14 protein-coding genes are annotated in these 12627 nt (G+C 68.8%); 1 reads left to right on the top strand and 13 read right to left on the bottom strand.

The annotated features are described in order from the left end of the window. Window positions 1–243: 243 nt before the first annotated feature. The 13 genes from GGD89_RS01475 to GGD89_RS01415 all read right to left on the bottom strand — a co-directional run bounded on the left by GGD89_RS01475 (window position 244) and on the right by GGD89_RS01415 (window position 11406). Complete coding sequence (locus GGD89_RS01475) at window positions 244–639, bottom strand: hypothetical protein (RefSeq protein ID WP_184042314.1); 396 nt, start codon at window positions 637–639, stop codon at window positions 244–246. Further along, window positions 639–1187, bottom strand: a complete 549-nt coding sequence (locus GGD89_RS01470; RefSeq protein ID WP_184042313.1) for a queuosine precursor transporter — start codon at window positions 1185–1187, stop codon at window positions 639–641. The genes GGD89_RS01475 and GGD89_RS01470 overlap by 1 nt, the downstream gene beginning before the upstream one ends. Window positions 1188–1387: 200 nt before the next feature. Further along, the gene (locus GGD89_RS01465) at window positions 1388–1669 is read right to left on the bottom strand and encodes a hypothetical protein (protein ID WP_184042312.1); all 282 of its coding nucleotides are present in this window, start codon (window positions 1667–1669) and stop codon (window positions 1388–1390) included. Window positions 1670–1685: 16 nt separating this feature from the next. Further along, window positions 1686–2267 carry a molybdenum cofactor biosynthesis protein B gene (moaB, locus tag GGD89_RS01460; RefSeq protein WP_184042311.1) on the bottom strand — a complete coding sequence of 194 codons (582 nt, stop codon included), beginning with the start codon at window positions 2265–2267 and terminating at the stop codon, window positions 1686–1688. A 185-nt stretch (window positions 2268–2452) separates the two neighbouring features. Then, window positions 2453–3322: a carbohydrate ABC transporter permease gene (locus GGD89_RS01455; RefSeq protein WP_184042310.1), complete on the bottom strand. Its 870-nt coding sequence runs from the start codon at window positions 3320–3322 to the stop codon at window positions 2453–2455. Between the two features lie 3 nt (window positions 3323–3325). Then, window positions 3326–4240: a carbohydrate ABC transporter permease gene (locus tag GGD89_RS01450; RefSeq protein ID WP_184042309.1), complete on the bottom strand. Its 915-nt coding sequence runs from the start codon at window positions 4238–4240 to the stop codon at window positions 3326–3328. Between the two features lie 102 nt (window positions 4241–4342). After that, window positions 4343–5674, bottom strand: coding sequence for an extracellular solute-binding protein (locus GGD89_RS01445; protein ID WP_184042308.1), 1332 nt, complete (start codon window positions 5672–5674; stop codon window positions 4343–4345). A gap of 152 nt (window positions 5675–5826) precedes the next feature. Next, window positions 5827–6918 carry an ABC transporter ATP-binding protein gene (locus GGD89_RS01440; RefSeq protein WP_184042307.1) on the bottom strand — a complete coding sequence of 364 codons (1092 nt, stop codon included), beginning with the start codon at window positions 6916–6918 and terminating at the stop codon, window positions 5827–5829. 208 nt (window positions 6919–7126) lie between these two features. Continuing rightward, complete coding sequence (locus tag GGD89_RS01435) at window positions 7127–8056, bottom strand: NAD(P)-dependent oxidoreductase (protein ID WP_184042306.1); 930 nt, start codon at window positions 8054–8056, stop codon at window positions 7127–7129. Between the two features lie 30 nt (window positions 8057–8086). Next, window positions 8087–8857, bottom strand: a complete 771-nt coding sequence (locus GGD89_RS01430; protein ID WP_184042305.1) for a hydroxypyruvate isomerase family protein — start codon at window positions 8855–8857, stop codon at window positions 8087–8089. A 46-nt stretch (window positions 8858–8903) separates the two neighbouring features. Continuing rightward, the gene (locus GGD89_RS01425; RefSeq protein WP_221238263.1) at window positions 8904–10025 is read right to left on the bottom strand and encodes a lactonase family protein; all 1122 of its coding nucleotides are present in this window, start codon (window positions 10023–10025) and stop codon (window positions 8904–8906) included. Window positions 10026–10103: 78 nt separating this feature from the next. Beyond that, window positions 10104–10613, bottom strand: a complete 510-nt coding sequence (locus tag GGD89_RS01420; RefSeq protein WP_221238262.1) for a gluconokinase — start codon at window positions 10611–10613, stop codon at window positions 10104–10106. A 22-nt stretch (window positions 10614–10635) separates the two neighbouring features. Next, window positions 10636–11406 (bottom strand): SDR family oxidoreductase, encoded by a 771-nt coding sequence (locus tag GGD89_RS01415; protein WP_425503001.1) that lies wholly within the window; start codon window positions 11404–11406, stop codon window positions 10636–10638. A gap of 170 nt (window positions 11407–11576) precedes the next feature. Between GGD89_RS01415 and GGD89_RS01410 the strand changes: the two genes are divergently transcribed. Next, on the top strand, window positions 11577–12611 hold the full coding sequence (locus GGD89_RS01410) for an L-idonate 5-dehydrogenase (RefSeq protein WP_184042301.1): 1035 nt from the start codon (window positions 11577–11579) through the stop codon (window positions 12609–12611). The last annotated feature ends 16 nt before the right edge of the window (window positions 12612–12627 follow it).

Below are 12627 nucleotides of genomic sequence, written 5' to 3'. Positions count from 1 at the left end.
GGCCGTTGTCCGAGCGATCGCACCTCGGGATTTCGATGCCCTCTGCAAGGCCCTGAAAGAAGCGCTCGACAAAGTTATGCCAACAGAGTGCAGCAACTATATGCGGCATTCCGGCTATGGCCCAACTTGATCTCGGATTACTCTAGGGCCCGCTGACACTCGGGGCACGGCCACGGACTGCAACGGTCATTCTCCATGACCGTTGGTATAAGCTGAGGGCGGTCGGCGGTCGCGTGACCGCCCTCAGCCCTGCACATCCAGGGCGCGGCTGGCCTCGTCCATCAGGAACGACGGCGCCACCGAGGGGCAGCGCGGCAGGCCGCGCCACAGGTGGCCCCGTCGATCGTAGAAGCAATGCGCCTGGGGCATCACGGCGTCGCGCGGGCGGACACGCCCCGGACAGTTCGGGCTGCCGGCCAGGAAGCGTCCCCGCTCGTCGAACAGGCACAGCATGACGCGGGGACCGGGCGGCGGCTGGTAGCCCTGGGCCTGGGCCTTGGTCGCCATCAGGGAGCCGCCCACGCCGCCGGTGACCGCGCCGGCGGCCAGCGCCAGGGACACGGCCAGCCCCAACGCCCGCCCCACCGTGCGCCTTGGTGCCCGGATCGTGACCCGGTCGGTGTGGCGGGTCCGCGTCATCAACCCGCCACCACCGGGCCGCGCGCGCGCGCGAGCAGCCGGAAGGCCGGCAGCAGCAGCAGCGCCACGGTGACCTTGACACCGAAATCGCCGACCCCCCAGCCGATCCACGGAAGACCCGTGCCGGCGAAGGCCAGGGTGAAGAACATCACGGTGTCGAGGGCCGAGCCAAGCAGCGACGAGACCATGGGCGGCAGCCACCAGACCCGGTCGCGCAGGCGGTTGAAGACCAGGATGTCCAGGGCCTGGGCCATCAGGAACGCGGTGCCCGAGGCCAGCGCGATGCGTGGCGAGGCCAGCACCACCGACAGGACCACGGCCAGCGCGAAGCCCACCGACACAACCCGCCACGCCTGGGTGGGGCCGAATCGCCGGTTGGTGACATCGGTCACCAGGAAGGCCACGGGGTAGGTCAACGCGCCCCAGGTCAGCCAGTCGTTGATGGGGTAGCCGACCAGGATGTTGGAGGCCACCACCACCACCGCCATGGCGAGCACGGGCGGGGCGAGCAGGCGCCAGGACCGGGGCGGGCGACGGATCTGAGCCATGCAGATGAATCATCCTTCGATTTCGGTTTCCGTTGCGGGATCGGGGATGCGGGCCGGGGGTGGCGCCGGGCGCCGACCACACTCAACGCCCCCGACGGCGCCGCCGCCGCTGGGGACAAACCCACGAAGACATTGGTGTCGCATACCTTTATGACCGCTTCGTGGCATGCGCCGACGAGCGTCCCGTCCGTGCCCCGCCATCATCCCGCGCCACCCCGGAGCGGCTGATCCGGGATGCCCTCGTCGGCATGGGCGATGACGCGCCCGGGCGGCCGCAGGATCACCTTGTGCACGCCGGGGCTGATCTCCGTCACCTCGACCCAGCCGCGGTGTTCGCACTCGCGCAGGGTGCGCCGCAGGATGCACTGCGGCGCGACGTTGGTGACGGCGATGTCGCCCGACATGACCACGAGTTGCAGCAGCAGGCGCTGTTGCGGCAACACCGTGACCGGCGTGGGCGGGGTGACAAACAGGGGGGGCATGGACGACGGCGGGCTTTCAGACACGCGGCCGGGACGGGCCTCGGGCGGCATCCCCGGATGGAGGGGTGAGATGCTCGCACAGGCGCGGCATCAGCTCCACGAAGTTGCAGGGACGGTAGCGGCTGTCCAGTTGGGTGGCCAGGATCTGGTCCCAGGCGTCCTTGCAGGCGCCCGTGGACCCCGGCACGGCGAACAGGTAGGTCCCGCCCGCGACCCCGGCCAGGGCCCGCGACTGGATGGTGGAGGTGCCGATGGTCTGGTAGCTGAGCATGCGAAACAGTTCGCCGAAGCCGGGGATGTCCTTTTCCACGACCCGGGCGAAGGCTTCCGGCGTGACGTCGCGGCCGGTCACCCCGGTGCCACCCGTGGCGACGACCGCGTCCACCGCCGGGTCGGCGACCCAGGCGCGCAGACGCGCTTCGATCGCGTCGGCCTCGTCGCGGACGATGGCGCGGTCGGCCAGCGTGTGGCCGGCGGCGCGCAGGCGCTCCACCAGCACGTCGCCGCTGCGGTCATCGGCCAGGGTTCGGGAATCGGAGACCGTGAGCACCGCCAGGCGCACCGGCAGGAAGGGACGGGACGGGTCGATGCCGGCCATGGGGATCCCAACGACAGTGAACGGAGGACAAGGGCGGTGCCTCGGGACACCCCCCCACACGCCGTCAGCGTACCTTGGGTCGGGCTTGATGGAAACCGCTCGCACGGGCGGGTCTGGTCCTGCCCGTTCCCCCCTCCCCCCGCGCGCGATCATGCCGCCCGGATCATGCCGTCTCGCGGGCGGGCTCAGCCCTTGACCGCGCCGGCCGTCATGCCGGTGATGATCTGCTTGGAGGCGACGAACGTGAAGAGGATCGGCGGCACGGCCAGCAGCATCCCGGTGGCCATGATCACACCCCAGTCGATGCCGTATTCGGTGAGCGAGTTGACGATGGTCACCGGGACCGTCCGGGTTGAGCGATCCAGCAGCGCGTTGGCGATCAGGAACTCGTTCCAGGCGATGCGGAAGGTGAAGATCGAGGCGGCCGCCAGGCCCGGCTTGATCACCGGCAACACGACCAGGAAGAACACCTGGAACGCGTTGGCGCCGTCGATCCTGGCGGCTTCCTCCAACTGAATGGGCACCTGGACGATGAAGCTTTGCAGGATCCAGATGACGAAGGGCAGGTTCATCGCCACGTAGACCAGGATGATACCCGCGTGGGTGCCGTCCAGGTGATACTGGAAGGTCCAGATGCCGAACACCGGCACCAGCAGCACCGCCGGGGGCACCATGCGCATCATCAGGGTGGTGAGCGACAGGGTCCCGCGCCCCATGAACCGGAAGCGCACCAGGGCGTAGGCCGCCATGCAGCCGACGACCAGGGTGACGCCGGTGGAGACCAGGGCGACGATCAGCGAGTTCCCCAGGGCGCGCCCGAAGGTCGGATCGCAGTAGTCCACATGCGCCGGCTCGTACCACAGCGCATTGCACAGCACGGTTTCATAGTTCCGCAGCGTCGGCATGAAGAACAGCGCCGAGGCATCGCTCATGATGTCGACGTTCAGCCGCAGCGACGTCGTCAGCATCAGATAGATCGGTCCGACCGACATCACCACCAGCGCCAGGACGAGGGCGTAGAAGGCGGGATTCTGGCGTTCGTAGGATTGGGTCATGGCCTAGACCTCCTCCGCCTGTTGGCGGATCGCCTGCGCGCGGCTCTCGACGACCTTGTTGTAGACGAACATCACGATCGTCAGCGTCAGCAGGATCAGCAGCAGATAGTTGGACATCGCCGCCGCCTGCCCCAGTTCGCGGAACTCCGACGCGGTGCGGCTGATGCGCAGGGACAGGATCTCCGTCGACAAGCCCGGTCCGCCGTTGGTCATCACCAGGATGACTTCCAGCACCTTGAAGGAGTCGATCAGGCGCAGCAGGCCGGTCACGATCAGCACCGGCATCATCAGCGGCAGCTTGATATGGATGATCTGCTGCCAGCCGGAGGCACCATCGATGCGCGCCGCCTCCAGCGCCGAGCGCGGCAGCGACTGGAGCGCCGCCAGCGCCAGAATGAAGATGAACGGGGTCCACTGCCAGACGTCGGCGATGATGATCGAGGTCAGCGCCCAGCCGGAGTCCGACAGCCAGGGGACCGGCTCCAGGCCCCAGCTCTTCAGGGTCTGGTTCAGGATGCCCACGGAGGGGTGATACATGTAGCGCCACATCAGGCCGACGACGATGGGCGCGATCATCATCGGCAGGATGAAGAGGGTGCGCAGCGCGGACATGCCGCGAATGTTGCGGTCCAGCAGCAGCGCGAGCCCGACGCCCAGCATCAGTTCGACACTGACGACAATGGCCGAGAAGGTCAGCGTGACGCCCACCGACTCCCGGAAACTGGCGTCGTGCAACAGGGTCACGTAGTTGCGAAGGCCGACCCAGTCCGCCTCGCCGATGCGCTGGCTGGGGTTCCAGTCCAAGAAACTGGCGTAAACCATGTACCCGATCGGATACAGAAGCCCGACAATCATGATCGCCGCCGCCGGAGCGAGGAACATGTACGGGGTCATGCGCTTGACGCGTGCGGTTGCCATCTCGACCCGCCCCTGATCAGTCGTCCCGTGGCGTCGTCCACCCAGGTCTCGGTTTCGGGCTGGCGGGGCCCTCGCGGGGACCCCGCCACCACCCTCAAGACCCTACTGTTGCCAGGTGTAGTAGCCGGCCTCGTCCATGGTGGCGCGGGCGCGCTCGGCCACGCCGTCCAGGGCCTCCTGGATGTCCAGGTCCTCGGTCAGGACCTTGGACAGGGCGGTGCCCAGGTCGGCGTTGATCTTGCCCCAGACCGGGATGATCGGCCGCCAGTCGGGGTCGGCGTGCTTCAACGCCTCGCCGAAGGTGGCCATGTGCGGGAACGTCTCGTTCACCTCGGGGTCGGCGTGGGTCGAGTAGCGCGACGGGTTGCCGCCGGCCAACGCGATCATCTTGTCCACCCGGGGCGAGGTCAGCCACTGCATGAGCAGGAAGGCGGCCTCCTTGTTCTCGGCATTGCGCGGAATGGCGACGCCGAACCCGCCGGTCTGCGAGCCCCGGCGGACGCCCATCGGATGCGGGGCCCAGCCGACCAGGCCGGCCACCTTGGACTTGGTGGGATCGTTGACCTGACCGGCGAACACGGTGGTGTCCAGGAACATGGCGGTCTGGCCTTGCAGGAACGCCGCGCCGGATTCCGCGAAGCCGAAGGTCTGCGCGCCCTCGGGACCGCAGCCGACGATGGTCTTCAACGCCTCGGCGGCGGCCACGCCGGCCTCGTTGTTGACGATCGGGGTCCACTGCTCGTCGAAGATGCGTCCGCCCAGCGGCGCCAGATGCAGCAGGAAGGCGTGGCTGGCGTGGTGTCCGGAGGCCGCCCGCGACGACAGTCCACCCATGCCCGGCTCCAGTTCGGGGATCCGGCAGGCCAGGTCCAGGAGGTCGTCGTAGGTCTCGGGCACGGTCAGGCCGTGCTTTTCGAAGATGTCGGTGCGGTAACCGAGGATGGAGGTCTCCGAGCCGAACGGGATGCCGTAGGCCGACGCCAGCGGACCGGGCAGGTAGCCCTTCTCGCCGCCGACCAGGCTGATGTTGCTGACGTAGGCGTCGATGAGGTCATCGGCGTTGTAATGGGGATCGGCCAGCTTGGGGTTCATGAAGTACTTGGCCAGGTTTTCCAACTGGTCCGCATAGACGTAATCGGCCTTCGAGAACACCACGTAGGCGATGAGGTCGTAGTCGCCCCTGGACTTGGTCAGCTCAAGGGTCTGCTTCTCGCGCATCTTCAGGTACTGAAGCAGATCCACTTCAACCTCGATGCCGGTTTCCTCGGTGAACCGGGGCAGCACCTTCATCACGGCGGTGAAGTGCGGATGCGCCGGGAAGCTGACCACCAGGGTCTCGCCGGCATAGGGGGCGTAGGGATCGGCCCAGGCGGCGCCGGCCGTCATGACCAGGGCCGTGACCGAGGCGGCCACACCTTTCAAGAACGCGCGCATCGTTTCCTCCTCTTGAGGTCTGTCCAGAGCGCCCCGGATGTCGCGCCCCGACACGGAGGGGCTGGGGCAACGAAACACCGCGAGGCGCGGTCTTTGGGACGGTCCGGACGGGCTCTTGACCGTGCCGGGCGGCGGTGGCGCCGCATCGGCTCCTACAGCCTGAGTTCGGTTTTCTTGTCGAAGACCATGATGTGATCGGGCGCGACGACGAACGTCGTGGTCGTGCCCCGCTGGAAGCGGGCCGCGCTGTCCAGTTCCACCACGATGTCGTGGTCGCCGCACATGGTCACGAGGATGGTCTGGTTTCCCAGGTACTCGGACACCTTGATGGACAGATCGATGGTGGAGCCGCGCGCGTCGCGGTCGGAGGCCAGTTGGAAGCCCGCCGGGCGAATGCCGACGATGACCTCGGGGCCGGACAGGGCGCGGGTCCGCGCACCGAAATCGGGCGGCAGGTCCAGCGTGAAGCCCGGCCCCCGCACGGCCAGCGTGCCATTGTCCTCGACCAGGTCGGCGTTGAGGAAGTTCATGGTCGGGCTGCCGATGAAGCCGGCGACGAAGGCGTTGGCCGGCGCCTTGAACAGCTCTTCGGCCGAGCCCTGCTGCTGCACCAGCCCGTTGGCCATCACCACGATACGGTCGCCGAGCGTCATGGCCTCCACCTGATCGTGGGTGACATAGACCATGTTCTTGTCGAGGGTGTTACGCATCTCGGCCAGTTCGGTGCGCATCTTGCCGCGCAGCTTGGCGTCCAGGTTGGACAGCGGCTCATCGAACAGGAACGTCGAGGCATCCCGAACCAGCGCCCGTCCCATGGCCACGCGCTGGCGCTGGCCGCCGGACAGTTCGCCGGGCTTGCGCTGAAGCAGGGTCTCGATGCCCAGCATGCGCGCGACGCGATCGACCTTCGCGTCGATCTCCGCCTTCGGCACCCGTTGCAGGCGCAGCGCGAACGACATGTTCTTGGCGATGTTCATATGGGGGTAGAGCGCATAGTCCTGGAAGACCATGGCGATGTCCCGGTCCTTCGGCTCCAGCCGGGTGATGGGCCGGTCGTCGAACCAGATTTCGCCGCTGGTCACCTCCTCCAGGCCGGCCAGCATGCGCAGCGTCGTGGACTTGCCGCATCCGGAAGGGCCGACGAGAACCGTGAACTCGCCGTCCTCGAACGTCAGATCGAAGGGAGGAAGGACCTGGGTCTGACCGTAGCGCTTTTCCACGGAGTCGAAACGGATTCTTGGCATCGGCTTCCTCCACCCCCTGCAAATGTTTGCACGAACGCCGCTTGCCTGATATCGATAACATACAGCAACCGGAACCACCGTGCAACAATTTTGTCTATCGTCTTCTTTCTTGATACAGGACGAACCGTCTTCCTCTTCGTGATCATGCCACGGGCCGTCATGGTCGCGGGGCGCCCGATCCCGACCCGCCGCGGCCCCCGGGCACCCGTCAGGGCAGCGTGTCCGCCGTTCCCGGGGACACACGGTGCGGGGCGTTCGCCTCTTCATAGGCCAGCAGCAGCGCGCAGTGGTCCAGCCGGCCGCGTCCGCTGTCCAGCAGGGCACGGTAGCGCTCTAGCACCACGGAACTCAGGGGCAGGGTCAGGTCGGCGCCGCGCGCCATCTCGACCGCCATGTCCATGTCCTTGACCGAGTACTCCAGCGGCCCGCCGGGCACGAAATCCCGGTCGACCATCTTCTGGCCGTGGATCTCCATGATGCGGCTCTGGCAGTAGCCGCCGCGAATGGCCTCGCGCACCTTGCCGGCGTCGACTCCCAGCGAGGCCGCCAGCATCAGGCCCTCGGTCACGGCGCCGATGGTGATGTGCACGACGGCCTGGTTGACCAGCTTGCAGACCTGGCCGGCCCCCTCGCCGCCCAGATGGAAGACATGGCCCAGCACGGCGAACACCGGCCGCGCGCGCTCCACGTCCGCCTCCGCGCCGCCGACCATGATGGACAGGGTGCCGTCCTGGGCACCGGACACGCCGCCGGAGACCGGCGCGTCCAGGTGGTGGGGATAGCCGGCCTCCGTCAGACGGCGATGAGTCTCGCGGGCGATGGCCGGCGCCAGGGAACTCATGTCGATCAGCAGGGCGTCCTTCCGGGCGGCGGGCACGATGCCGTCCGTCCCGAAGGTGACCTGCTCGATCACCGCCGCGCCGGCCAGGCTGGTGATCACCACGTCGGCGTCGGCGACGGCCTCGGCCACCGACCCGGCCCATTGGGCGCCGTCGGCGATGAGCGCCTCGGCCTTGTCCCGGGCCGTGTCGCGCAGGGTCACGGCGAAGCCCGCGTCCAGCAGGCGCCGGGCCATGCGGCTGCCCATGAGGCCGATGCCGACCAGGGCGATGCGGGTGTCACGGGTGGGGGTGCTCATGGCGGCGGCCTCCGGGGTGGGGGTGCGGTGTCAGGACCGATAGGCGGCCAGCCAGCCCAGGCCGGCCTCGGTGGTGGCGCGGGGGTGGTACTCGGCGCCCACGTAGCCGTCCCAGCCCATGGCGTCGAGGGCGGCCAGCAGGTTGGGGTAGTGCACCTCGCCCCGGTCCGGCTCGCCGCGATCGGGGACGGCGGCGATCTGCACGTGGCCCAGCACGGGCAGGGCCGCCTTGAGCCGCGCGGTCAGGTCACCCTGGGTGATCTGGGTGTGGTAGCAGTCGAGCATGAGCTTGAGGTTGGGGGCGCCGACCGCCTGGATGGTCTCGATCCCGGCCTCGACCGTGCGCAGGTGGTAGCCCGGCGCGTCGCGCTGGTTGATCGGCTCGATCAGAATGGTCAGGCCGTGCGGCGCCGCCCGGGCGCAGGCATGGGCGAGGTTGGCCTCGTAGACTGCCTGGGCGCCGGCCGCGCCGTGGCTCTTGCCGGCCACGCAGTTGACGGCGCGGCAGCCGATGGCGACGGCGTAGGCGATGGCCTCGTCGATGGCGTCCCGCGCCTCCCGCTCCCGCCCCGCCAGCGACATGAGGCCGAAGTCGTCGGCGCCGTTGGCGCCCAGCCGGGTGTTGAGCCCCAGCATGGGCAGCCCGGTGTCCGCCAGCGCCTGCGTCACCGCCCGGGGGTCGGCCTCATAGGGGACGTGGCATTCGACCGCCCGGAACCCCGCCCGTCCGGCCGCGCGGATGGCGTCCGGCAACGGCAGCTCCCGCCACAGGAATCCCAGGTTCGCGGAAAACGTTGGCATCGTTGGCCTCCCTGCTGACACCCCGTCGGCGCGGCCCCCCGGACGATCACGGGAACCGGACGTAGTTGGGGGCCGGAATCTCCTGGATCTCGCCGGTCATCTCCAGGGCGCCGGTCGCGACATCGCGCGCGAACACACGCACGTGCCCGGAGTCCTGGTTGGCGACGATGACCGCCTTGCCGCAGGGCGTGATGGCGAAATGGCGGGGGAACTTGCCGCCGGTGGGCACCAGGCCGGTCCGGTCCAGGCGGCCGTCGTCCAGCACCCGGAAAATGGCCAGCGAGTTGTCGCCCCGGTTGGAGACGGAGAGGAACCGGGCATCCGGCGAGAGCTTGATTTCCGAGACGTAGCTGACCGACTCGCGGTTATCGACGGTCGACTCGTACTGGAAGGGGATCAGCCGGGGCTTCACCGCCGCCGGGTCGCTGGCGTCCAGGCGGGCGACGCACACCGTGTTGAACAGCTCGTTGGAGACGTAGCAGACGTCCAGGCCCGGATGCATGGCCATGTGGCGCGGGCCGGATCCCGGCTCGAAGTCGATGTGGCATTCGCGGGCAAGCCGCTTGGCGTCGGCGTCGTAGCGGTACTGGAACACGGCGTTCTCGCCCAGGTCGGGGATGAACACCCAGTCGTGCCAGAAGTGAGCGCAGTGGGCGTGCGGGCCGACCTGGCGGTTCCCCCAATGGTCCTCGCGGTTCTGGACCTGCCGCCAGGTGCCGTCCGGGCGGTGGACCTGCTTGAAGCTCTGGCGCAGGGATCCCAGCTTGCCGTCGGCGTCGACGTCCACCACGTCGATGATGGCGTCCCAGTAGTTGATGATGATCGCCGCGTCTTTCCGGGGCGACAGGGCGAGGTAGCAGGTCGAGCGGCCGGAGGCGCGGAACGAGTCCTTGTAGTCCAGCGAGCCGCCGTCGGTGACGTCGTAGCGCAGGACGTCGCCCCGGTCCCGGATCGTCTCGACGATGGCGTACATCGTCCGGCCGTTGCTGTGGGGAATCAGGACCGCCGGATTGAGCGCCTCGACGACGTCCGTCAGGGTCAGCCGGCCGGCGCGGTCCAGGGTCATCGCGTAGATGCCCTTGCCGGGGACGGGGGCATAGGGTTGATGCGCCAGCGCGTCCATGTCGCTGTAGCTTCCCACCAACAGGGCGTACTCTCGATCCAGCATCACTCGGACTCCATGGTTTCCCGTGCGGGGGTCGGGTCGGCCGGTCTCCACGGTCCCCGTCTGTTATCGATCCCTATGTTATCGGTAACGCCCAGCGGCCGGCGTCAGGGGCGCCAGCGCCGCCAGTGCCTCGGTCACCAGGGTGTCCACGTCCTGCTCGATGGACAGCGACACGGCCGGCTCGTCGTCGGTCGGGCGCTCCAGGTCGGCCCGCTGGCTGTCGAGCAGGCTGGGCGGCATGTAGTGGTCCGGGCGCGCGGTCATGCGGGCGAGCAGGGTCTCCCGGCCGCCGTCCAGCACCACGAACACCACGGGCACCTCCAGCGTGTCCCTCAGGCGCTGGCGATAGGCCCGCTTGAGCGCCGAGCAGCCGGCGATCACGCCGCCAACGGCGTCGGCGCGCGCCCGCATGGCCGTGCCCAGCGCGTCCAGCCAGGGCCAGCGGTCGCCGTCGGTGAGCGGGATCCCGCGCGACATCTTGTCCACGCTCGCGGGTGGGTGATAGTCGTCCGCGTCCAGGAAGGGCACGTCCAGCCGTGCCGCCAGGGCGGCGCCGACGGTCGACTTGCCCGACCCGGACACGCCCATGACGATGACGACGGGCCGCCGCTCAAACCGAACTCGTGATACCGCCGTCGACATAGAGAATGTGTCCGTTCACGAAGCTGGAGGCGGGAGCGGCCAGGAACACGCAGGCGCCGATCAACTCGTCCACGTCGCCCCAACGGCCGGCCGGGGTGCGGGCGCTGAGCCAGGCCGTGAACGCCTCGTCGGCGACCAGGGCCGAGGTCAGTTCGGTCTTGAAGTACCCCGGCGCCAGACCGTTGATCTGCAACCCGTGGCGCGCCCAGTCGGTGGCCATGCCCTTGGTCAGGTTGGCCACGCCCCCCTTCGACGCCGTGTAGGGCGCGATCGACGGCCGGGCCAGCGCCGTCTGGACGGAGCAGATGTTGACGATCTTGCCCGCCTTGCGGGGGATCATGTGCCGGGCCACCGCCTGGCCGCAGTAGAAGACACCGTTCAGGTTCAGCCGCATCAGGGCGTCGAAGCGCTCGACAGGGAACTCTTCCAGCGGCGCGCGCACCTGCATGCCGGCGTTGTTGACCAGGATGTCGATGGCCCCGATGTCCGCCTCGAAGCCGTCGATGGCCGTCTGCACGGCCCCGGGATCCGTCACGTCGAAGGTCAGGGTGCGCACCGTGGCGCCCTCGCCGGAGAGGGTCTCGGCTGCCGTCGTCAGGCGGGCGGGATCAATGTCGTTGAGGACGATGTCCGCCCCGGCCTGAGACAGGCCCCGGGCCAGCGCGAAGCCGATGCCCTGTCCCGATCCGGTGACCAGGGCGCGGTGCCCGGTCAGGTCGAACATCTGTTTGGCGTGCACGGCGATTCCCCTTGCATGTCGTCTTGTTATCGATAACATATGACAAAGAGATGACGGGAGTCAACCGTGATCGTCGTGTCTGCCGCCGGGGTTCGCCCGTCGCCGACCCCCGCCATCTGGTCCTTTTCCGGAAAGGAGTGTCCGTCATGACAGCCCCCATGAGAGCCCCCATGAAAGCCATCGTGTGCCACGGCCCCAAGGACCTGCGAATCGAGGAGCGCGAAACCCCGGTCGCCGGTCCCGACGAGGTGCTGATCCGGACCGAGGCCGGCGGCATCTGCGGATCCGACCTGCACTACTTCAACAACGGCGGTTTCGGCGCCGTGCGCCTCACCGAACCGATGATCCTGGGCCACGAGGTGGCCGGGCGCGTCGCCGCCGTGGGGTCCGAGGTTTCCGGCCTGTCGGTGGGCGACCTGGTGGCGGTCAATCCCAGCCGGCCCTGCGGTCGGTGCGCCTACTGCCGCCGCGCCCAGTACAACCAGTGTCTGGAGATGCGCTATTACGGCAGCGCCATGCGCACGCCGCACGTGCAGGGCGCCTTCAGCGAGGCCCTGGTGGCCAAGGCCTGGCAGTGCGAGGTGTTGCCCGCCGGTGTCAGCGCCGCCGAGGCCGCCTTCGCCGAGCCGCTGTCGGTGGCCCTGCACGCGGTCAACCGGGCCGGCGGCCTGATCGGCAAGCGGGTGCTGGTCACCGGCACGGGGCCCATCGGCGCGCTGGTCGTGGCCGCCGCCAAGTTGCACGGCGCGCTGGAGGTGGTGGCCACCGACGTCGTCGATGAAGCCCTGGCGCGCGCGCGCGCCGTGGGGGCGGACCGCACCATCAACGTGGCCACGGACGCCGACGCCCTGGCCGCTTATGGCGCCGACAAGGGCTCGGTCGACGTGGTGTTCGAGGCCTCGGGCAACGAACGCGCCCTGCGCGCGGCGCTGGACGTGATCCGCCCGCGCGGGTGCCTGGTGCAACTCGGCCTGGGGGGAGACGTGACGCTGCCGCAGAACCAGATCGTGGCCAAGGAAATCGAACTGCGGGGGTCGTTCCGCTTCCACGAGGAATTCGCCTGGGCGGTGGCGTTGATCGGCGCGGGGCGGGTGCCGCTGGCGCCGCTGCTGACCGGCACCTTCCCCGTGGACCAGGCGGTCGCCGCCTTCGAGTCCGCCGGCGACCGCCGCACGGCCATGAAGGTGCAGATCGCCTTCGCATGAGGGCGCCGCCGAGGCC

The sequence above is a fragment of the Roseospira visakhapatnamensis genome (assembly GCF_014197915.1).
Taxonomy (GTDB): domain Bacteria; phylum Pseudomonadota; class Alphaproteobacteria; order Rhodospirillales; family Rhodospirillaceae; genus Rhodospira; species Rhodospira visakhapatnamensis.
Note: the sequence above shows the minus strand (reverse complement) of the source record. Positions and strands in the feature narration are given on the sequence as shown.

What these genes read in the sequence shown, in the direction of transcription:
- GGD89_RS01475 (WP_184042314.1), bottom strand. Translation starts at nt 639, where the DNA reads ATGACGCGGACCCGCCACACCGACCGGGTCACGATCCGGGCACCAAGG.
- GGD89_RS01470 (WP_184042313.1), bottom strand. Translation starts at nt 1,187, where the DNA reads ATGGCTCAGATCCGTCGCCCGCCCCGGTCCTGGCGCCTGCTCGCCCCG.
- GGD89_RS01465 (WP_184042312.1), bottom strand. Translation starts at nt 1,669, where the DNA reads ATGCCCCCCCTGTTTGTCACCCCGCCCACGCCGGTCACGGTGTTGCCG.
- moaB (WP_184042311.1), bottom strand. Translation starts at nt 2,267, where the DNA reads ATGGCCGGCATCGACCCGTCCCGTCCCTTCCTGCCGGTGCGCCTGGCG.
- GGD89_RS01455 (WP_184042310.1), bottom strand. Translation starts at nt 3,322, where the DNA reads ATGACCCAATCCTACGAACGCCAGAATCCCGCCTTCTACGCCCTCGTC.
- GGD89_RS01450 (WP_184042309.1), bottom strand. Translation starts at nt 4,240, where the DNA reads ATGGCAACCGCACGCGTCAAGCGCATGACCCCGTACATGTTCCTCGCT.
- GGD89_RS01445 (WP_184042308.1), bottom strand. Translation starts at nt 5,674, where the DNA reads ATGCGCGCGTTCTTGAAAGGTGTGGCCGCCTCGGTCACGGCCCTGGTC.
- GGD89_RS01440 (WP_184042307.1), bottom strand. Translation starts at nt 6,918, where the DNA reads ATGCCAAGAATCCGTTTCGACTCCGTGGAAAAGCGCTACGGTCAGACC.
- GGD89_RS01435 (WP_184042306.1), bottom strand. Translation starts at nt 8,056, where the DNA reads ATGAGCACCCCCACCCGTGACACCCGCATCGCCCTGGTCGGCATCGGC.
- GGD89_RS01430 (WP_184042305.1), bottom strand. Translation starts at nt 8,857, where the DNA reads ATGCCAACGTTTTCCGCGAACCTGGGATTCCTGTGGCGGGAGCTGCCG.
- GGD89_RS01425 (WP_221238263.1), bottom strand. Translation starts at nt 10,025, where the DNA reads ATGCTGGATCGAGAGTACGCCCTGTTGGTGGGAAGCTACAGCGACATG.
- GGD89_RS01420 (WP_221238262.1), bottom strand. Translation starts at nt 10,613, where the DNA reads ATGGGCGTGTCCGGGTCGGGCAAGTCGACCGTCGGCGCCGCCCTGGCG.
- GGD89_RS01410 (WP_184042301.1), top strand. Translation starts at nt 11,577, where the DNA reads ATGAAAGCCATCGTGTGCCACGGCCCCAAGGACCTGCGAATCGAGGAG.